Source organism: Rathayibacter sp. KR2-224, from assembly GCF_049446075.1.
GTDB lineage: Bacteria > Actinomycetota > Actinomycetes > Actinomycetales > Microbacteriaceae > Humibacter.
The window spans coordinates 1,628,720-1,648,508 of the sequence record NZ_JBMSEB010000001.1; the positions used below are offsets into that span (position 1 = coordinate 1,628,720).

The window sequence follows — 19,789 nt, forward strand, 5'->3', positions numbered from 1 at the left end:
CCTGGCCAGGTGTGCAGGTCAGGTGTGCAGAGCGTCGGCGACGAGCTCTGCGATGTCCGCCGGCCAGCCGTGGCCAGCACCGAGGAGTGTGCGCAGTTGCACTGACGCTCCTGCGCGGCATCCGCCGTACGAGGTGACGCGTACGCCATCGGACGGCTGCGTCGTCGTCGCCTGCGCGTTGCAACCGTCGAGTGCGGCCCAGCGCTGGGCGGCGGCCGGCGCCGACAGCACTGTGGTTCCACCTCCGATGCCCGCGAAAGGGCCGCCATCGTAAGGGATGGAGTCATCTGCCGTGCCGTGCACCTGCAGGACCGAGGCCGGCCTGCTCGGCGAACATGAGCTCGCGACCGACACAGGTAGCGGGCCCGCCACCGGGACGATGAGGTCGACGACGTCGGCCATCCGGCAGCCGAGAAGATCGACCATGAGCGCGCCGTTGGAGAAGCCGACCGCGGCCACGCGCTCCCGGTCGACGGGAAGCATCCCTTCGATGCGTTCCACGGCCGCGCGAGCGAAGGCGACGTCGTCGATTCCGGCGACTTCGGCCGGCGTGTGCCCGGCGCCCTCGTTCCACGTGTTCTGGTAGCCCTGCAGGAAGGCGACGATGAAGCCGCGCTGGTCGCCGACGTGCTCGAAGTCCGTGGCGGATGCCGTGCCCTCTGCCGTGTCTCCAGCGCCGTGGAACACGAGCACGAGGGGCAGCGCACCGGAATGCGCCGGCGCGTGCACGAGCATCGAGCGTTCGCGCCCGCCCACCTGCATGGTCACTTCGCGGTCGACGGGGCCGGTCGAGGCGGAGCTCGCCGGCGCGGAGCTCGACCCAGACGCGGCGTGCGTCTGCGGCGAGGACGGGGCACCGCCCTGTGGCGGACGGGCGGCGAAGACGACCGCGACCGTGCCTGCTACCAGGACGGCGGCCGCCACGACGACGGCGACCGCCACGAGGCGACGCCTGGGTCGTCGGCCGCCTTCAGACGCCATCGATGCGCACCAGCTCCGTCACCCGGCCGATCGCCGCCCGTAGCCCGTCGTGGTCCCCGGCTGTGCCGAGCACCGAGTACACGTGACCGTGGTTGCCGTCGCGCCAGTCCACGGCGTGGCCTGGCCCGCGATTGAGCACGACCTCCTGCACGCCTGGCATGACCCTGAGGTCGTCCAGCCCCGTGACGGCCGTGATGCGGTGGATGTCGTCGCGCGCCTGCACATAGAGCAGGTAGCCCAGACCGTTCGGCTGCACAGGCCCGACCTCCACCGACTCGCCGAGCGCGAGCCGCAGGGCGATGCCGAGGAAGTCGATGCCCGTCGTGAGGTCGAGCAGTTCGGGTACTCCTCCCCCGATGCGGCCGTTGACCTCGATGACGACCGGCCCCGTGGGGGTGAGCTTCACTTCCGTGTGCAGGCAGCCGACCGTGATGCCGAGCGCATGCGCCGCAGCCGTCGCGGCGTCGACGATGGGCCCGGCCTGCTCCTGCGAGATGGCGGCCGGGATGAAGAACCCGGTCTCTCGGAACGGCCGTGCCGGCGGGGTGCGACCCGTGATGGCCAGGGTTGTGACCTGGCCGGCCGCCACGAAGCTCTCGACCGAGACGTAGTTGGCGAAGCCTTCCCCGCAGAGCTCGGCATCGACATCCTCGATGTATTCCTCGAGCACCCATTCCCGTGCTTCGGACCCGTGCTCCGCTTCCCCGGACCCGGCGACGATCGAGCGCACCTCGGCGATCGAGCCCACCGCATTCGTGTTCCTGCTGCCCTCGCCCTGCCGCGGCTTGAGTACGCCGGGGAACGGCTCGTCCTCGGCCACACGCATCCACTCGTCCTCCGACAGGCGCCTGTGCAGCACCCAGCTGCGCGGCGCAGGGAGGCCTGCGGCTCGCAAGGCGGACCGTTGGGCGAACTTGTCCGTCAGCAGCCGTGCCGTCTGCACGCTGTGGAAGGGCAGGCCGAGCCGGTCGGCAAGCTCGGCCGTCCACTCGAGCAGATCGTCTGCGAGCGCCAGCACCCCGTCGAGCCGCTCGTCACGCACCATCTGTGCTGCCTCCGCCCCGGACACGCCGGCCACGTCCACGACGGTTCCCACGCGCGCGAGCAGCCGAGTCATGGAACCCAGGCGAGCGTCGGCCGTGTCGACCAGCCAGACGACGTCGCAGAGGTTGCGAGCGGCATCCACGATCGCAAGCGTGCCGAACGATCTGGGGTGGAAGACGAAGCCAAGGCGGGGCCGCCGCCGATCATCCGGCGACGCCACGTTAGAGCGCCTTGCGGGCGACGAGCAGCTGAGCGTTGTCGTTCATGAGGCGGTCGTTGCTCACCATGACGAGACCGCCGTGCGCGTCGCGAACGATGCGGTCGAGCGCGAACGGGGTGTCGCGGCGGAACCCCGCCATGCCGCAGATCGACAGGGCTGCGGTCGCCGTCTTGACCGCCAACTCGGACGTCGACACCTTCAGTCCGCGCAGTCCGACGACCAAGCCGGGGTCTTCACCGTTTCCCGCCCGGTCCAGCGCCTCGTACCGCAGCGCGGAGCCGACGAGCAGGCTTCGCACCGCCTGCAGTTCGCTGGCGAGCTCCGCGAGGCGCAGCGCGGACGGCGGCAGCGTTCCTATGCTCCTGCGAGCGGCCGCGTTCACGAACGAGTGCGCCTTCGCGCCGGCCGCCTCGGCAAGCCCCACCCATGCGGCGCTCAGAAGGATCTGCCGTGCCTGTCCGGCCCCGTCATTGGCGATGACGGAGAAGGGCACGGGAAACAGAGCATCCGAACTGATATCGGCGGACAGGTGGAACCCAGACGAACACGTTCCCCGCAGACCCATCGTGTTCCAGTCGCTGGTGCGCTCGAGGGTGGTGTCCTGCTTGCGGCAGATCATCATGACCTGATCGGTCTCCGCGGCATCTGTGTTCGGGCGCGCGATCGTCACGATCGCGTCGGCGTACTCGCCGTAGGAGATGGCGAGAGCATCCTTCTCCAGGTGCCAGCCGCCCTCGCGCGGCTCCAGTGCGCAACGGCTGCGCGACACGTCGCCGCCGATGCCGACCTCGCTGTTGGCGTTCGCCAGCAGAAGGCCGTCTGCCGCGACCTCGTGCAGCACTGCACGCAGTGCGGGCGTGGTGCCGTGCCTGACCAGGTTGAAGACCTCGATGCTGTGCATTCCGAGCACGAGCGCGCTCGAGGTGCAGTGCACAGCGAGCGCCCTGACGGCGCCGGCCACCTCTGCGAGCGAGGCGCCCCTGCCGCCCAGCTCGACCGGAATCAGCGCCGCGAGCAGGCCGGACTCGCGAAGGGCGGCCACCGCCTCCTCGGGGAATCGCGCCTCGGCATCCACCTCGTCTGCAACGGGCCCGGCAACCTCGACCCCGATGCGCCAGGCCTCCTGCTCCATCCACCCCGCAGACGTGGCGGGCGCGGAAAGACCGTCGAGCAGTACTTCGTCGAACCGGTCCGACCCTTGCGAAACGGTGTTCTCCATCACAACGACTCCTTTCGTCGCCACAACGACGGCATCCTTGTCGAAGCACTCGAACCGGGGTCGGGTCTCGGGCCGTTGATCGCGAGTGGAACTTGGCTCATGATCTCACGCGAAGGCGCGTTCGAACGCGCTCGCTCACCCGCTTCACAACCTCATCCTGACCAGCGCTCACACGGAGGGAGTGATCGGCATCGGGGGCCGGTTCCACCCGGAATCGACGCTCAGAGCTGAGCGGACGCCCCCACACGAGTCGCCACAGCGCACTGTGCCGCATCCTGGCGAGGTCTTCAGGGCCCCCGACAACCGTCAGGTCCACTCCGCGGGATACCGCCCGTGCCGTCGTCCACATCGGATCGCGTCGCGGGTCCACTACACCCCATGCCTTCCACAGCAGGGTCGCCTGGCGCTTGTGCCGAACGGCGAATCTCCGCAGCCAGCTCGGTTTGCGCGGGAACAGCGTCCACGCAGGGGGAAGCGCAGTGTTGAGGTCGGTGTCGAAGACCACGTTGACGACGATGGCTTCGCGCAGTGCACCGGTGACGGTTGCCTGCAGCACGCTCGTGCCCGACGAGCACAGGCCGACGCCGATCACCTCGTGCCTCCGGTTGTCGGAGAGCTCCTCTACGACATCGCGCACGTCGTCGATCCAGCCTTCGTCATAGACGGTGTCTGGCGTGTGTCCTGGGCGGGTGCCACTGTCCCCGACTCCTCCGTGGTCGACTCTGACCGATGTGGCGCCGTCGCGAGCGAGTGCCCTGGCGATCCTGACCCACGTGCGCCCCTCGCCAAGGTGCCGCTCGGCCGCGACGTTGAACATGGCGATCCTCGGGCCGGCCTGATGCTGTGGGATGCCCGTCGTCTTGACCCCGAAGAGCAGCCGGTCGGGGCCGAACAAGCAGGCCTCCTCCTCGAGCTCGACTCCGTCTTCGTTCCATCGAGCTCGCGGCTGCAGCCGCGGAAGGATGTCGACGGCCGGCTCTGGCGCCGATGCCGAGAGGCGAGCGACGATCGTGTCGACGGTCTGCTCGGGAACGCTCGCGTGAAGAGTGGGCACGTCGAGCAGTTCCGCCTGCCCGCCGGCATCGATCCACGATGCAGTCTCTGTGGGCAGCGCGGCCAGCAACGATGTCGCCCGCGGCCGGTCGACACGGGCGACGACCGTCGTGCGGCGAGCGAGGTCGTCCACGGACGCACGACCGTCGACGGCCAGCGCACGGATGCCTGACGCCGCCTCCGGCGTGAAGCGGTACGACGGCGTCTCCACCCAGCCCGAGGGAGCGGTGCGCCTGCCTTCCAGGAACACGCTGTGCACCAGCTGCAGTTCGCGCAGGAAGCCGCGGCCCGTGACGCACGGATCCCACAGCACCAAATCGTTCAGGTCGAGGCCGCCCTCGGCCGCCGCGACGTAGGCGAGCGTCGCTCCCATGCGCATCCCGATCACGCTCACGTTTTCGGTGCCCCACCTTCGTGCCTCGCACACGGCCTCCCGCACGGACGCGACCCACGCTTCGGCCCGATGCGTGTCTTCGAAGGATCCTGCGCTGTCACCTGTTCCGTCGTAGTCGAACCGAATGCTGAGGAAGCCGTCGGCCGCCAGCCGCTGGGCGAGGGTGCGGAACGTGCGGTACGCCATGTTGCCCTCTTCGGCGATCGGCTGGCACAGCACCACGGCACCACGCACGCGCTGCGAACGCGGGTACGTGAACCAGCCCAGCAGCGGGCGGTCTCCCGGGCCGAACCACGTCGGCGCCTCGATGACGCCGTCGTGCTCCAGCACCACCGGCTCGCTCACGCCTGCAGCGCCTCGCGCACGGGAGCCGGCCACCGTTCCTGGTCGGTGCCGTGACGCTTCACGAGCGCCAGCGCGATTCTCTCCAGCCCGAAACCTATGCATGCCGAGTGGGCGGCGAGGCCATCAGGGGTGCGGATCGCGAACGACTCGCCGAAATGCGATTCGTGGCAATTCGCCGACGCGATGGCGGTGCGCGCGCTCACCGAACTGACGGGCGCCGTGATTTCGAACTTGAGCGCCGTGGCCCGCTGATTGGCGGCGAGCATGCGTCCGGCCCGACCGAAGAAGGGGTCGTTCGCCTCCTCGACGGCCACGTCGAGGCCGAGCGAAGCCAGCAGCTCCGCCCCGCGCGCGAGCCATTCATCGCGATGCGCTCGCGCTGCATCCGGCTCGCCCACGTACACGAACTCGTGCTGCCTGAAGCTCTGCATGCGCACCGGATCGAGGCTGGGCTCGTGCCGGAAGCAGTAACCCTGCACCTCGTAGCGCACTCCGCCCTCTGGAAGCGTGCCGGTGAGGGTGGAATAGAGCGGATGACACGCGGCGGACGACAGCGCCACCTCGGCCACCGCGAGCAGCTCGGTCCAGTCCTCGGCCTGATCGAGGGCGAGGAGCAGCGCTGCGTGCTCGGCGTCGCCGCCGCGGAACACCTCGATGGCGCCCGCCAGGTCGGGGAACGAGCGCAGATAGTCGGTGCGTTCGAAGGCATCCCTCGCCATGATCGGCGGGAAGTACAGCTGTGTGCCGCCACGACCCGCAGCGGACCGGGATGCCAGCGCCTCCACCCCGCGCACGATACGTTCGAACGTGCCAGATCGTTGGTACAGCCCGTCGACGCCTGCGTGTACGAGCAGGCCGGACGCGAGCAGCTCCGCCCGGAATGCGGCCCGTTCCGTGTCGGGGTCGGGCGCGGACATCAGCCCTCTGCCACGCGGAGGCCGCTCACCGCGGCTTCGATGCTGGCGATGGAGCGGAAGGTGTCTTTGCGCAGAAGGTCGTCAGGGAACTCGACGCCAAGGGCATCCTCCAGCCCCAGCATCACGTTCACGCTGGCGTGCGACGTCAAACCGAGTGTGTACAGGTCGGCTTCACGGTCGACGCCCGTCAGGTCGACGCCCAACCTCGCGTACTCCGCGAGGACCTTGCGAATCGTCTCTTCCACGACATTCCTGTTCTCTCGTGGACCGCGTGCCTGCTCGCGCGTCAGCTCATTGTACGAGGTCATCGAGACGCCACCCGATGGCATGCAGTCACCCGTCCTGGGGGCGTCGACGCGCCGGAAGCCTGCGACCACACCACTTCGCTCACACTGCCACGACGACGGCGATCGCCGTCTCGCTCGTGTGCGTGAGCGATACTTCGAAGTCCACCAGCCCGGCAGCATCCGCCAGCTGCCGCGCCACACCGGTCAGCCGCAGAGACGTCCACCCGCCCTGCTCGCGAACCACTTCGATGTCGGTCAACGGCGGCACCACGTCGGTCACGCGCAGAACCTTGAGTACCGCCTCCTTCGCCGCGAACCGCGCGGCAAGGCTCTCGGCCGCTCCGAGCGCGTCGGCCCCCCAGCCGCCGCAGGATGCCACCTCCTGCTCCGTGAAGACGCGACGACGATAGTGGTCACCGTGCGCAGTGAGAGCCGCCAGCACGTCGGCGACCGGCTGTGCATCGACCCCAACGCGCATCAGGCAGCCGCGCCGATGGATCCGATCGCCCACTCGGTGCGAATCGCACTAGCCGGATGACCGCACTCGGACAGCATCTCGGCCACCGACTCGACGAAGGAGCCTGACCCGCAGACGAAGCACTCCGGGTTGCTCGCTGCGGGGAATCCGAACAATTCGAGATCGCGCCGGCTGATCCGACCGCGGGTTTCGCCACGCGAAAGCGCGCTGGCTCGAGTGATCACCGAGGTGACGCGGGCGCCGCATTCGATCTCCAGAAGCGCGATCTCCTCGTTGTACGGCTGCTGCCGCCTCGAGCGCACGGAATGGATCAGGCGAAGCGGGGCAGGGCCGGGCCGCGCCGCCCACGCGCACGCGATGGCGAGCAGCGGCACTATTCCGCTTCCCCCGCCGATCAGAAGGAGCGGCCGGTCGCCTGTCTGTTCCGGCTGCCACGCCATGCGATGACCCTTGGGCCCGTCGACCTCGAGACGCGCACCCTGCATGAGGTGGTCGCGAAGCTCGGCCGGCACCGCGAGCCGAAGCCAGGTCGCCGGCGTTCCGCCCGTGCCCGGCGCGTTGGCTATCGAGTAGCTGTGCGCACGATCCCACCGGCCGGCTCCTGGAACACGGATGTCCACGTGCTGGCCCGCCAGATGCCCCGGCCAGGCTTCCACGTCGATCGTGATCTCGCAGAGGCCCGGCACGAGCGGTGCCGTGGTGACGAGCCTGGCCTCGTGCCAGCGGCGGCCGATCGCGACGGCTTCCGACAGCTGCTCAACGGACATCCGATCCCCCCGCCGCATTCAATCGCGCGTCCACGGCGCTCCCCGAGACCATTGCTCCGCCGGACGGGCGGCAGGGGCGAAGAACACGACGGCCACGACGGGCGCGGCGCACAACACGAGCCAGCCCATCGCCTCGAGGGCGTCGCCCGGCGGGGCCGCAACCACAGACAAGGGCCGCCCCACCGCGATGAGCGCTGCCGACAGCAGCACGCACCACGCGAGCGCCGTTCGCAATGGTCGTGGAACCGAGTCGGGTGGCCGGTCCAAGGAAACCGCCGACATCACAACGGCCACGACCAGGCCTGCACCCATGACGTCGCTCGGCCGATGGGCGAATGAGATGGTGGATGCCCACCCCACCACGATCGTCAGGCCGAACGCGCACGCGACGACCTGGCGCCGCCATCGTGGCAGCGGATCCGTGATGGCGATCGCGAGCGCCGCCGAGAACGCCAATGCCATGTGTCCGCTGGGGAACGTGTTGTCGTCGTAGCCGATCACGCCGAGCGCCGGTCGCGGCAGCACAACCTTCAGCGCCTCGCAACTCAGCGTCGAGATCGCGACCACGAGTGCAGCGGTCAGAGCATCGCGCCACCGGCGACGCACCACTGCCGAGATCCAGGCCGCTATCGCGCCTGCGGCCAGTAGGAAGACGCCTCCCCATCGGATCGCCTCACTCTCCGAGCCGAACGGCACGCCGAGTATGCCGAGCGCGCCGAACGCGCCGCTGTCCAGCCACTGTCCCTGAGGGGTCAGAACGAGCACGACGTACACGAATGCGAGGGCTGCCAGAAAGACCGCGATCACGGTCGCCTGGCGACGAACGGCGGATCGAGACACCGCGGTGTTCGTCACATTCCATCCCGTTCTCCGCGACCCTATGGGACCGCAGCAGGAGCATCATCTCATCCGCGGGCATCCGCGACCCCGTCCCTCCCGCTCGCAGGGACGGGATCGCGTGCCCCGCGGTTGGCGCGTGCTTCATCAGTAGGCGCCGACCGGGTTCAGGAGCACTCGAACGGTGCGCCAAAGGATGATGAGGTCGCCGGTGAGAGACCAGTTCTCCACGTAGTAGAGGTCGAGACGCACACTCTCGTCCCAGTCCAGATCGCTTCTGCCGCCGATCTGCCACATCCCCGTGAGGCCTGGCTTGATGAAGAGCCGGCGGTGAACATGGTTCTCGTACGCCGCGACCTCGCGGGGCAGCGGCGGCCGCGGGCCGACCAGGCTCATGTCACCGACGAACACGTTCCAGAGCTGGGGAAGCTCATCAAGCGAGTACTTGCGGATGAAGCGCCCGACCCGAGTGACGCGCGGGTCCTCTTTCATCTTGAAGAGCACGCCTGAGCCCTCGTTCAGGGCGGCGAGCTGCCTGACGTCGGTCTCGGCGGTGGTGACCATGCTGCGGAACTTGTGCATGGTGAACGTCTCGCCGTTGCGGCCGACGCGTTTCTGGGAGAAGAACGCTCCACCCGAGCTGTCCATGCGAACGAGCACCGCGAGCATGAGGAACACCGGCGACAGCGCGGCCAAGGCGATGCCGGAAAGCACGACGTCGAGCGCCCGCTTGAGCGCGTGCTTGGTGCCGTCGAACTGCGGGATCTCCACGTGGATGAGTGGGAGGCCCTCGACCGGGCGGAAGTGGATCCTCGGGCCGGCGACATCGGTCAGACCCGCCGCGAGGACCAGGTCGGTCGCCGCCCCTTCCAGCTCCCAGCTCAGGGTGCGCACGAACCCGCGGTCATCGGTGGGCTGACCGGCGAGGATCACCGTATCCACCTGCAGATTGGCGGCGGCCATGGCGAGGTTGGCCAGATCTGCGACTACAGGAACGCCGAGTTCGGGGTACTCGGCGTTCCGCTCTGTACCATCGATGGCTGCACCGATGATGTGGTAAGTGGCACCCGTCTTCCGTTTGAGCTGGTCGACGACGTATGCCACGTCTGAGGCCGATCCGCCCACGAGAGCGCGGGAGAGGTACCGGTCGTTCGACCGCTGCCTGGTGAGCCAGCGCCGCCAGAACCACCGGCTGAGCGTCAACGCGATCAGGCCGATCGGGAGCGTCAGCACGAAGAATCCTCGCGCGATCTCCACCTTGCCGACCACGAAGACGATTGCCAGCGATCCGAACGTGAACGCGCTCGCGCTCGCAACCCTTCGGTACTCGGAGAATCCGACGCCGAGTGCCCTCGGGTCACGGGTGCGGCAGGCTGCGAGGAGCACGAGCCAGGTGGCGACGACGCCGAGCGAGATCAGCCAATAGAGCTCGTCGAGACCGCCCAGGTCGTCCGGCGCGATGCCGAAGCGGGCGAGGAAGGCGCCGCCGACCGAGGCGGTCACGATGATGAGATCGCTGATCACCAAACGGTTGCGGTAGCTGCGGCTCCAGCGCTGTTCAGGCGAGAGCTGGCCGGTTCGTCGAGCGCTACCGATCCGGCCGAGCGAGGGCCGTCCGAGGGCGATCGACCTGCGATCGTCGAGCCCGGTCATGCTGCACGCTCGCAGGCGGACGGCATGCAGGCGCGGCAGGAGAAGGCGCGACTGTGCTGGGAATCGGGGCGACGCGTGGTTCGGGTTCCACGCGCCGCCCCCGTGGATGAGGCCACTTCGGGCACCTCTGGTTCGGGTAAGCGGGTACCGGGTGTGGGATGCCGCCTTGGCTCCTTTTCGAAGCCATCGGAATAGGCGAACGACCCCAGCTATGCTGAGTCTATCGATTAATGAGGAATCCTCATGTCCCTAATAGAGGGGCTCTCCCAAAGTGGGGACATGCGGAATCAGTCGGGCGCGAGCAAGCTGCATCGCACCCGCTCAGCGGGTCGACTCGAGTTCGGGAATCAGGGAGTCAGTTGGAGTTGTGCGCGCGACGACGCGAAAGGGCGATGGCCCCTCCGCCGGCGAAAACCGCCACGCCGGCCAGGCCGACGATAGGCCACGCGATGGAACTGCCGGTGTCGGCTAGCGATGGGCCTGCGTCTCGTTGCGGGACGTTGACCACAGTGCTACTGCAACTGGTTTCGCAGGGATCTATGGGTACGTAACTGTCGGCTGCTGCGGCAAGGGGAGCGGAGAGAGTGACTGCTGCCACTACTGCGGTCCCGCCGAGGCACGCCAAAAGATGGCGTTTCATTGGGTGGCCTACCTTTTTCGGGTTCGGGAGGCAATTCGGGTAATACCCACTCTACCTAGACGCAGGTCTTGCGCCACACCCCCGATGGGGTGTATGTAGCTCAAGATTGCCGCAGAGGGCGCAGGTTCACCGCATTATGTCTGCACAGGAGAAGGGAACCGCCTGCACTCGGGTCGGCCAGACGCCGGGAGTCGCCTGAACCTGAGCTCCATGCGCCTTCTGAGAGGGCTGCTTCGCCTGCGCGCCCACGAACTGGAACGAGTAGACCGAGCTCTGACCAGGGTGGAGCTTCACCAGAAGCTGGGCTACGCCGTGCTTCGCATCGGTCACCCGTTGAATGGGGACCTGCTTTCCGGAGGTCGTGGCGCCGACCACGACGAAGCCGGGCGGCGCGTACACGGCGACCGTCGTATACGTGTCTCCGGCGGGAACCCCGGAAAGCCCGGCGCCGGTGACGTAGCCGGGGAGGGATTGCGCAGCGTCGGCCGGCGCGTCACTGGAGAGCGTCACCCGCACCAGGTAGTCGGGCCGGCCGTCCTTCCGGCAGCTCGCCGCGCCAAGTCCGATTCCGGTGTGCAGGTAGTAGTCCATCTTGGCGCCCGTTGCGTCGTTCAGGTACACACCGAATCCGGCGCTGCCGCCTGAGCTGCCCGGCAGGCCGCCTGCCAGGGGCGTGCCGGCCAGAATGGCCTGCTCCTTCTTGTCACCACTCCACACCAGCACCCGACGCTCTTCTCCGGCCTGCGTCAACGCCGACAGCATCGCCGTGCTGTCGAACTGGCCGCTTGCGACCTTGTTGAAGACGGCGGCGGCCGCCGAGGCGAAGAAGGCGTTCTGCTGCAGAGGATCACTGAAGCGCGCGTAGGAGGTGCTCAACAGCACCTGCACCGCGTTGTCGCTGGAAAGCTGCTCGCCATCGCCGAGGCCCACCGGGCCGGTCGCCTTGAGCAGGTAGCTCAGCGCCACGGGATCCATCGAAAGCACGCCATCGACCTTCGTACCGAACCGCTTCTGCCACATCGCCTGCACGACTGCGCCCGAAGTGGCGAAGTCGGGCGTCAGCGTGGCGTCTTGGATGTACTCGCCGACGATGGATCCGTACAGCTTCTGCGTCGCCGCAGGCAGCGGAATGACGGGGCTGTCGAGCGCAGGGAAGTCGGCAGCGGACGCCTGGCTCACGAGCGAGATTCGGCCGTCCTGTGCGCGCAGGAGCGCCAACGCGCCGACGATGCCCCCGGTCGCGCGAGCCTCGGCGTTGTTCTGGATGACGAGCACGTAGTCCCGCGGGCCGCTTGCGCCGAGCATCGCAGGGAGCAGCCTGACCCCGCGACTGGCGGCATCCGTCACCGCGGCCGCCTTGGCGAGAGCATCCGTCAGCTTCTGCACCGCGTTGCGAACGGGCGTGATGGTGGCGGACGCGTCGATGCCGCGCACCAGCGCGAGGTCCGATTGCAGCGCCGAGTCGGCGCGCGTCACGATGGGCGCCGCTTCGACGAGAGGCTTCAGCGGCACGGCCCCGTTCACCGGTTTGAAGCTCGCGAGATTGATCGTGCCCGCAAGCTTGGCGAGCGGTGCGACCGCGCGGTCGGTGACGTCGGACGTCGCCCACGCGATCTGCCGCACCGCCGAAAGGTTTGCGCCGATGCCGGGAATGAGCTCGGCGACACGCCAGATCGGGTCCCCCGTATCGTCGCGTGCCGCGTGAAGGTGCGCGGCGAGCACGCGCGTCGTGGCCGACGCCGCCGCCGAGTCACCCAAGGAGATCTGCGCCTGCGCCTTCTGAACGAGGGGAAGGGATGCCTCGAGCTGGTTCTTCGCGTCGAGCGCCCTCACCGTCACCCACGCCGCGCACGCGAGCACGAGCACGATGATGCCGACGATCGACCAGCCGATGACGCGCCGGCGCACGCGACGCGAAGCGCGCGGTGCGGCTGGCGAGTCGGACATGGGGGTATTCAACCAGACCCATGTCGAGCGGCTGTCAGGAAGAACAACTCCGCGGATGCGAAAAGGGGCCGGGCCCGAAGGCCCGACCCCTTGTCGAGATCGATACGCCGCCTTCGGCGGCTACTCGATCTGAGTCGTCCGGGCTCAACGCGCTTCGCGCATTGAGCCCTGCCGACTCACTTGATGATCTTGGTCACCGTTCCGGCGCCGACCGTGCGGCCACCCTCGCGGATGGCGAAGCCGAGGCCCTCCTCCATGGCGATGGGCTGGATCAGCTCAACCGTCATGTCGGTGGTGTCGCCGGGCATGACCATCTCGGTGCCCTCGGGCAGAGAGATGACGCCGGTGACGTCGGTGGTACGGAAGTAGAACTGCGGACGGTAGTTCGCGTAGAACGGGTTGTGACGCCCACCCTCGTCCTTGGACAGGATGTACGCCGTGCCCTCGAACTGCGTGTGCGGGGTGACCGAGCCGGGCTTGGCCACGACCTGGCCGCGCTCGACGTCCTCACGCTTGGTGCCGCGCAGCAGCAGACCACAGTTCTCGCCGGCCCACGCCTCGTCGAGCTGCTTGTGGAACATCTCGATACCCGTGACCGTGGTCTTCTGCGTCGGGCGGATGCCGACGATCTCGACCTCGGAGTTGATCGCGAGCGTGCCACGCTCGGCGCGGCCCGTCACGACGGTGCCACGACCGGTGATGGTGAAGACGTCCTCGATGGGCATGAGGAACGGCTTGTCACGGTCACGCACCGGGTCGGGGATCGAGTCGTCAACGGCCTCCATGAGGTCGAGGATGGACTGCGTCCACTTCTCGTCACCCTCGAGCGCCTTCAGACCGGACACGCGCACGACCGGCGCGTTGTCGCCGTCGAAGCCCTGGCTCGACAGGAGGTCGCGAACCTCGAGCTCGACGAGCTCCAGGATCTCCTCGTCGTCGACCATGTCGGTCTTGTTCAGCGCGACCAGCAGGTAGGGAACGCCGACCTGCTTGGCGAGCAGAACGTGCTCACGGGTCTGGGCCATCGGGCCGTCGGTCGCCGCGACCACGAGGATCGCGCCGTCCATCTGAGCGGCACCGGTGATCATGTTCTTGATGTAGTCCGCGTGACCCGGGGCGTCGACGTGCGCGTAGTGGCGCTTCGGAGTCTCGTACTCGACGTGCGAGATGTTGATCGTGATACCGCGCTGGCGCTCCTCAGGAGCCGAGTCGATGGACGCGAAGTCACGCGGGACGTTCACGTTCGACGGGTACTTGTCAGCGAGCACCTTGGAGATCGCCGCCGTGAGCGTCGTCTTTCCGTGGTCGACGTGACCGATCGTTCCGATGTTGACGTGCGGCTTGGTCCGCTCGAACTTGGCCTTAGCCACTGTGGGTCCTCCTCAGGACTCTCGTGTAGAAGCTGCGGACGGCGTGGACCGGCCGGACATTCTACGGGGATCTTGTATATGTTACGGGATGTTGAGTGCGGGTCGCGCGTCTGCGCTCTCCGACTGGAAGGACCCTTCGACTCGCTACGCTCGCTCAGGGACCCGGAAGGGTGCTACTCGCCCTTGCTCTTCTGGATGATCTCGTCGGCCACAGCCCTCGGGACCTCCGCATAGCTCTCGAACGACATCGAGTAGACGGCGCGACCTGAGGTCTTCGAACGAAGGTCTCCGATGTAGCCGAACATCTCCGACAGCGGCACGTGAGCACGCACGACCTTGACGCCCTGCGCATCCTCCATGGCCTGGATCTGACCACGGCGGGAGTTGAGGTCGCCGATGACGTCGCCCATGTACTCCTCGGGCGTGCGCACCTCGACGGCCATCAGCGGCTCGAGCAGCACGGGGTCCGCCTTGCGAGCGGCCTCCTTGTACGCCATCGAACCGGCGATCTTGAACGCCATCTCGGACGAGTCGACCTCGTGGTAAGCACCGTCGAGCAGGGTCGCCTTGACGCCCACCGTCGGGTAGCCGGCGAGAACGCCGACCTGCATGGCATCCTGGATGCCCGCGTCGACCGAGGGGATGTACTCGCGCGGAACGCGGCCACCCGTGACCTTGTTCTCGAACTCGTACGTGGTCTCGGCCGTGATCTCGAGCGGAGCCAGCGCGATCTGCACCTTCGCGAACTGACCGGAACCACCGGTCTGCTTCTTGTGGGTGTAGTCGTGCTTCTCGACCGTCCTGCGGATGGTCTCGCGGTACGCGACCTGCGGCTTGCCGACGTTTGCCTCGACCTTGAACTCGCGCTTCATGCGGTCCACCAGGATGTCCAGGTGAAGCTCGCCCATACCGCCGATGACGGTCTGACCGGTCTCCTGGTCCTGCTCGACGCGGAACGTCGGGTCTTCTTCGGCCAGCTTCTGGATGGCTGTACCCAGCTTCTCCTGGTCGGCCTTGGTCTTCGGCTCGATGGCGACCTTCAGCACGGGCTCGGGGAACGTCATCGACTCGAGCACGATCTGGTGCGTCGGGTCGCAGAGCGTGTCACCGGTCGTGGTGTCCTTGAGGCCGATCACGGCGTAGATGTGACCCGCGGTCACCGAGTCCACCGGGATCTCCTTGTTGGCGTGCATCTGGAAGATCTTCCCGATGCGCTCCTTCTTCTGCTTGGTCGAGTTGATGACCTGCGCGCCGGAGTCGAGGTGACCCGAGTAGACGCGGATGTACGTCAGACGACCGAAGAAGGGGTGAACGGCGATCTTCGAGACCAGCGCGGCGAAGGGTTCGGTGGCGTCGGCGTGACGCTCGAGCACCTTCTCCGGGTCGCGAACGTCGTGGCCCTGGACGGCAGGCACGTCGAGCGGGCTGGGCAGGAAGTCAACGACGGCGTCGAGCATGGGCTGAACGCCACGGTTCTTGAACGCGGAGCCGCACAGAACGGGGTAGATCTCGTTGTTCACCGTGAGCTTGCGGATGGCCGCCTTGATCTCGGGAACCGTGATCTCCTCGCCGCCGAAAAACTTCTCCAGCAGCTCGTCGCTCGTCTCTGCGACGATCTCGAGCAGCGCGTTGCGGTACTCCTGCGCCTTCTCCTTGAGGTCGGCCGGGATCTCCTGGATCTCGTACTTCGCCCCCATGGTCACGTCGCCCTTTGCGTCGCCGGGCCACACCAGTGCGCGCATCTCGATCAGGTCGACGACGCCGACGAAGTCGTTCTCGGATCCGATCGGCAGCTGCAGCACGAGCGGCTTGGCGCCGAGGCGGTTCACGATCGTGTCGACGGTGAAGTAGAAGTCGGCGCCCAGCTTGTCCATCTTGTTGACGAAGCAGATGCGCGGAACGTTGTACTTGTCGGCCTGACGCCACACGGTCTCGGACTGGGGCTCGACGCCCTCCTTGCCGTCGAAGACGGCGACGGCGCCATCGAGGATGCGCAGGCTGCGCTCCACCTCGACGGTGAAGTCCACGTGACCCGGCGTGTCGATGATGTTGATCTGGGTGCCGTTCCAGAAACAGGTGACCGCGGCGGACGTGATGGTGATGCCGCGCTCCTTCTCCTGCTCCATCCAGTCGGTGGTCGAGGCGCCGTCGTGCGTCTCGCCGATCTTGTGGTTGACGCCCGTGTAGAACAGGATGCGCTCGGTTGTGGTGGTCTTACCGGCATCGATGTGAGCCATGATGCCGATGTTGCGGACCTTTTTCAGGTCAGTGAGCACGTCTTGTGCCACGGGGATTCCTCCGGAGAAAGATTGGTGTGAGTGCCGGCTGATCGAGCCGGCGCGCGGGGCGGGGAAAGGCATCCAGCCGCCCCGTGCGTCTGACTGTTACAACCGGTTTCGGGCCGGAATTGTTCCGGCGGCGAGACGGATGCGCGGCGCCGGCTTTGCGGCCTGCGCTACTACCAGCGGTAGTGCGCGAATGCGCGGTTCGACTCGGCCATCTTGTGCGTGTCTTCACGACGCTTGACGGCAGCGCCCAGGCCGTTCGAGGCATCCAGGATCTCGTTGGTGAGACGCTCGGTCATCGTGCGCTCGCGACGGGCCTTGGCGTAGCTGGTGAGCCAGCGCAGGGCGAGCGTGTTGGCACGGTGCGGCTTGACCTCGACCGGAACCTGGTAGGTCGAACCGCCGACGCGGCGGCTCTTGACCTCGATGGTGGGGCGCACGTTGTCGAGCGCCTTCTTGAGCGTGGCGACGGCATCCTGACCGTTCTTGGCGGCAACACCCTCGAGCGCGTCGTAGACGATGCGCTCGGCGAGGGCCTTCTTGCCGTCCTTCAGGATCTTGTTGACGAGCTGGCTGACGATCGGTGCGCCGTAGACGGGGTCTGCGACGACGGGGCGCTTGGGAGCCGGACCCTTGCGAGGCATTACTTCTTCTCCATCTTCGCGCCGTAGCGGCTGCGAGCCTGCTTGCGGTTCTTCACGGCCTGGGTGTCGAGCGCGCCGCGGATGATCTTGTAGCGAACGCCGGGGAGGTCCTTCACACGACCGCCGCGCACGAGCACCATCGAGTGCTCCTGCAGGTTGTGACCCTCACCCGGGATGTACGCGGTGACCTCGGTGCCGTTGGAGAGCTTCACGCGGGCGACCTTGCGGAGCGCGGAGTTCGGCTTCTTCGGCGTGGTGGTGTAAACGCGCGTGCAAACGCCGCGCTGCTGCGGGTTGGCCTTCAGGGCCGGCGCCTTGGTCTTCGAGACCTTCGGCGAACGGCCCTTTCGGACCAACTGCTGAATGGTTGGCACTATTTCTCCTATTGATGCTGCACGGTGACAGCGTTGATGATCTGTTTCACATCACGACCCACCGGATGCCGCAGAGAAGCGGCCTCGTGAATATGGTGGGTATGCCGTGGGGGTGACCAGCGAATGCATGGTTCCCTGAAGCGCGCGCAGAGCGCACACCCGCAACAGCTTACCTGATACAGGCGTGTCGCGACAAACGGGACCGAGCCCGTGCGATACACGCCTTGAAGTGTCAATCGGATTGCGCCAGTTCGACACCTTTGCGCCACACTTTCGGGCGCAGTCAGCAGCACCTGGCGCAGACAAGGGAACTGGCTCCAGAACCGAGTCGGCGGGGGCGCGGCAATCCCCTGAGCGCCCGCGCCCCGGTCGCTAACGTGGTGCCATGCGCTTCGGAACCTTCCTCCCCCAAGGCTGGCGATTCGACCTCGTCGGCATCGATCCCGTCGACCACTGGTCCACCATGCGGGGCCTTGCCGAGGCCGCGGACGCCGGCCCATGGGAATCCCTCTGGGTCTACGACCACTTCCACACCACTCCGGTGCCGAGCGAAGAGGCGACGCACGAGGCATGGACGCTGATGTCTGCCTTCGGTGCGTCGACGTCGCGCATCCGCCTCGGGCAGATGTGCACGTGCATGGGCTACCGCAATCCGACCTATCTCGCCAAGGTCGCCGCGACGGTCGACCACGTCTCGGGCGGACGCATCGAGATGGGCATCGGCGGCGGCTGGTACGAGCACGAGTGGCGTGCGTACGGCTACGGGTTCCCGGAGGTGCCCGACCGGCTTCGGATGCTGCGCGAGGGCGTCGACATCATGAAGCAGGCGTGGACCACAGGCACCGCAACGCTCGACGGACAGCACTACAACGTGGACGGCGCGATCGTGCGGCCTCTTCCGCTGCAGGAGGGCGGCATCCCGATCTGGGTGGCCGGTGGCGGCGAGAAGGTCACGCTCAAGATCGCGGCTCAATACGCGAGCTACACGAACTTCGCCGGCTCCCTCGAGGAGTTCGACCACAAGGCGCAGGTGCTCCGCGGCCACTGCGAGCGCCTCGGCAGAGACGCCGCCGAGATCACGTTGTCGTCGAACTTCAACACCATCGTCGGCTCCACGGAGAAGGAGGCGAGGGAGCGGCTGGATGCCGTCGTCGCGCGAGTGCGCCCGCACGTGGGCGACGAGCGAGCCGACCGGATCGAGCAGGAGTACCTCAGCTCAGACGGATTCGGCACACCCGAGCAGGTGGCCGAGCGCCTCGCGACGCGAGCGGAGCACGGGCTGGGGTACAGCATCCATTACTTCCCCGAGCTCGCGTACGACACGTCGGGCTGGGAACTGTTCGAGCGCGAGGTGATTCCCGCGCTCTCGTAACCGGCGGGGGACGGCCAGCCATCGTCCTGGCGCTGGCGCAGCGACCGGCCGGACTGCACGGTGCCGGTAGTAGCGCCGGCCTAGCTGCCGGCGCTCAGAGCGGCCAGCCGCCGGAACGACGGTTCCCAAGGGGATGGTCCTCAGCAGGTCCTGTCGACGGGACCGCGCGGCCCTGCTCACTGCTCGAGCTTTGCGCCCATGACCGTCGCACCGAACTCGAACCCGTCGGCGCTCTTTCGCCTCAACGGCCTACTTGGTACTCGTATCCCCGGGCCAACGGTGTAGTGCTGCACGTCATTCTCATCGCCGGTCACTCGGAACCGGAACTCGCGTTCGTATTCCTCACGACCGCATGTGGCGGTAACCCGTAACGCGAAGCCGGACCCGATGGCTATGCCAGGCGAGAAAGGGCTGAATTCACCCATCCGCCGAGTCTTCGACACAGCCCGGTCTCCGACCCCGGAACGGACTTCGATGACGCCCCTACGCTCGACGCCGTCATCCGGCCAGTGGATGTCGTCCCGAGGATAGACCGCAACGATGAGAGCCTCCGGCTTCTGCGGCCGCCGACCTCCGGTTGTGGCTCCTGCGGTCGACGTTCTCTGACCGTGCCGATATGCCAGGAGAACCGTCGCACCGATCTCCAAACCCGCGACATAGACGAAGAAGGCCGACCCGAAGCGCGCCGGAACGGACCAACTCAGCAGCACTGCGACAAGCACCAAGCCGAGGAACAGCCACAGCACGAAGAATCGACGCGGAAGGAACGGGACGACGATGCCCATCGCGACGGCGATCCACAGCCAGGACAGATTCTGCGGGAATGTCGATCCCGGCCACGGAATGACAATTCCTAGCAGCAGGAAGACCACGGCGAGCGCACCACCGAGCAGGATCTTGCTGCGGACCTCCAGGTGAAGTTCCCCTTTGCGCCGCCCGACCCGTCCGGCCGTCATTGGCAC

The 19,789-nt window shown here is 67.3% G+C and carries 17 protein-coding genes; 1 reads left to right on the forward strand and 16 read right to left on the reverse strand.

What is annotated here, in order from left to right; translation table 11 throughout:
- Positions 1-18: 18 nt before the first annotated feature.
- From ACO2Q7_RS07445 to rpsL, 15 genes are all read right to left on the reverse strand, one after another.
- A complete protein-coding gene (locus ACO2Q7_RS07445) occupies positions 19-942 on the reverse strand; it encodes an alpha/beta hydrolase family esterase (protein ID WP_423354966.1) in 924 nt (307 codons plus the stop codon).
- Positions 943-970: 28 nt separating this feature from the next.
- Complete coding sequence (locus ACO2Q7_RS07450) at positions 971-2,245, reverse strand: ATP-grasp domain-containing protein (RefSeq protein ID WP_423354967.1); 1,275 nt, start codon at positions 2,243-2,245, stop codon at positions 971-973.
- A gap of 1 nt (position 2,246) precedes the next feature.
- Positions 2,247-3,488 (reverse strand): acyl-CoA dehydrogenase family protein, encoded by a 1,242-nt coding sequence (locus ACO2Q7_RS07455; RefSeq protein ID WP_423354968.1) that lies wholly within the window; start codon positions 3,486-3,488, stop codon positions 2,247-2,249.
- Positions 3,489-3,561: 73 nt separating this feature from the next.
- Positions 3,562-5,256 (reverse strand): serine aminopeptidase domain-containing protein, encoded by a 1,695-nt coding sequence (locus ACO2Q7_RS07460; RefSeq protein ID WP_423354969.1) that lies wholly within the window; start codon positions 5,254-5,256, stop codon positions 3,562-3,564.
- Complete coding sequence (locus ACO2Q7_RS07465; RefSeq protein ID WP_423354970.1) at positions 5,253-6,173, reverse strand: amino acid--[acyl-carrier-protein] ligase; 921 nt, start codon at positions 6,171-6,173, stop codon at positions 5,253-5,255. The genes ACO2Q7_RS07460 and ACO2Q7_RS07465 overlap by 4 nt, the downstream gene beginning before the upstream one ends.
- Positions 6,173-6,481 carry an acyl carrier protein gene (locus tag ACO2Q7_RS07470; protein WP_423354971.1) on the reverse strand — a complete coding sequence of 103 codons (309 nt, stop codon included), beginning with the start codon at positions 6,479-6,481 and terminating at the stop codon, positions 6,173-6,175. The genes ACO2Q7_RS07465 and ACO2Q7_RS07470 overlap by 1 nt, the downstream gene beginning before the upstream one ends.
- A 79-nt stretch (positions 6,482-6,560) precedes the next feature.
- Positions 6,561-6,938 (reverse strand): holo-ACP synthase, encoded by a 378-nt coding sequence (locus ACO2Q7_RS07475; RefSeq protein ID WP_423354972.1) that lies wholly within the window; start codon positions 6,936-6,938, stop codon positions 6,561-6,563.
- The gene (locus ACO2Q7_RS07480; RefSeq protein WP_423354973.1) at positions 6,938-7,705 is read right to left on the reverse strand and encodes a ferredoxin--NADP reductase; all 768 of its coding nucleotides are present in this window, start codon (positions 7,703-7,705) and stop codon (positions 6,938-6,940) included. The genes ACO2Q7_RS07475 and ACO2Q7_RS07480 overlap by 1 nt, the downstream gene beginning before the upstream one ends.
- 18 nt (positions 7,706-7,723) lie before the next feature.
- A complete protein-coding gene (locus ACO2Q7_RS07485) occupies positions 7,724-8,560 on the reverse strand; it encodes a phosphatase PAP2 family protein (RefSeq protein WP_423354974.1) in 837 nt (278 codons plus the stop codon).
- 129 nt (positions 8,561-8,689) lie between these two features.
- The gene (locus ACO2Q7_RS07490) at positions 8,690-10,195 is read right to left on the reverse strand and encodes a sugar transferase (RefSeq protein ID WP_423354975.1); all 1,506 of its coding nucleotides are present in this window, start codon (positions 10,193-10,195) and stop codon (positions 8,690-8,692) included.
- Between the two features lie 766 nt (positions 10,196-10,961).
- Complete coding sequence (locus ACO2Q7_RS07495) at positions 10,962-12,782, reverse strand: DUF4012 domain-containing protein (protein WP_423354976.1); 1,821 nt, start codon at positions 12,780-12,782, stop codon at positions 10,962-10,964.
- Between the two features lie 176 nt (positions 12,783-12,958).
- Positions 12,959-14,152: an elongation factor Tu gene (gene tuf, locus ACO2Q7_RS07500; RefSeq protein ID WP_423354977.1), complete on the reverse strand. Its 1,194-nt coding sequence runs from the start codon at positions 14,150-14,152 to the stop codon at positions 12,959-12,961.
- 173 nt (positions 14,153-14,325) lie between these two features.
- A complete protein-coding gene (fusA, locus tag ACO2Q7_RS07505; protein ID WP_423354978.1) occupies positions 14,326-16,440 on the reverse strand; it encodes an elongation factor G in 2,115 nt (704 codons plus the stop codon).
- A gap of 170 nt (positions 16,441-16,610) precedes the next feature.
- Positions 16,611-17,081 carry a 30S ribosomal protein S7 gene (gene rpsG, locus ACO2Q7_RS07510; protein WP_423354979.1) on the reverse strand — a complete coding sequence of 157 codons (471 nt, stop codon included), beginning with the start codon at positions 17,079-17,081 and terminating at the stop codon, positions 16,611-16,613.
- Positions 17,081-17,455: a 30S ribosomal protein S12 gene (gene rpsL, locus ACO2Q7_RS07515; RefSeq protein ID WP_121477587.1), complete on the reverse strand. Its 375-nt coding sequence runs from the start codon at positions 17,453-17,455 to the stop codon at positions 17,081-17,083. The genes rpsG and rpsL overlap by 1 nt, the downstream gene beginning before the upstream one ends.
- A 385-nt stretch (positions 17,456-17,840) precedes the next feature.
- Here rpsL and ACO2Q7_RS07520 point away from each other — a divergent pair, with 385 nt between their 5' ends.
- Positions 17,841-18,827 (forward strand): LLM class F420-dependent oxidoreductase, encoded by a 987-nt coding sequence (locus ACO2Q7_RS07520; RefSeq protein ID WP_423354980.1) that lies wholly within the window; start codon positions 17,841-17,843, stop codon positions 18,825-18,827.
- 176 nt (positions 18,828-19,003) lie between these two features.
- Here the strand turns inward: ACO2Q7_RS07520 and ACO2Q7_RS07525 are convergent, their stop codons facing one another.
- Positions 19,004-19,783, reverse strand: coding sequence for a hypothetical protein (locus ACO2Q7_RS07525; RefSeq protein WP_423354981.1), 780 nt, complete (start codon positions 19,781-19,783; stop codon positions 19,004-19,006).
- Positions 19,784-19,789: the final 6 nt, after the last annotated feature.

What these genes read in the sequence shown, in the direction of transcription:
- ACO2Q7_RS07525 (WP_423354981.1), bottom strand. Translation starts at nt 19,783, where the DNA reads ATGACGGCCGGACGGGTCGGGCGGCGCAAAGGGGAACTTCACCTGGAG.
- ACO2Q7_RS07470 (WP_423354971.1), bottom strand. Translation starts at nt 6,481, where the DNA reads ATGACCTCGTACAATGAGCTGACGCGCGAGCAGGCACGCGGTCCACGA.
- ACO2Q7_RS07495 (WP_423354976.1), bottom strand. Translation starts at nt 12,782, where the DNA reads ATGTCCGACTCGCCAGCCGCACCGCGCGCTTCGCGTCGCGTGCGCCGG.
- ACO2Q7_RS07480 (WP_423354973.1), bottom strand. Translation starts at nt 7,705, where the DNA reads ATGTCCGTTGAGCAGCTGTCGGAAGCCGTCGCGATCGGCCGCCGCTGG.
- ACO2Q7_RS07475 (WP_423354972.1), bottom strand. Translation starts at nt 6,938, where the DNA reads ATGCGCGTTGGGGTCGATGCACAGCCGGTCGCCGACGTGCTGGCGGCT.
- rpsG (WP_423354979.1), bottom strand. Translation starts at nt 17,081, where the DNA reads ATGCCTCGCAAGGGTCCGGCTCCCAAGCGCCCCGTCGTCGCAGACCCC.
- ACO2Q7_RS07465 (WP_423354970.1), bottom strand. Translation starts at nt 6,173, where the DNA reads ATGTCCGCGCCCGACCCCGACACGGAACGGGCCGCATTCCGGGCGGAG.
- ACO2Q7_RS07520 (WP_423354980.1), top strand. Translation starts at nt 17,841, where the DNA reads ATGCGCTTCGGAACCTTCCTCCCCCAAGGCTGGCGATTCGACCTCGTC.
- ACO2Q7_RS07490 (WP_423354975.1), bottom strand. Translation starts at nt 10,195, where the DNA reads ATGACCGGGCTCGACGATCGCAGGTCGATCGCCCTCGGACGGCCCTCG.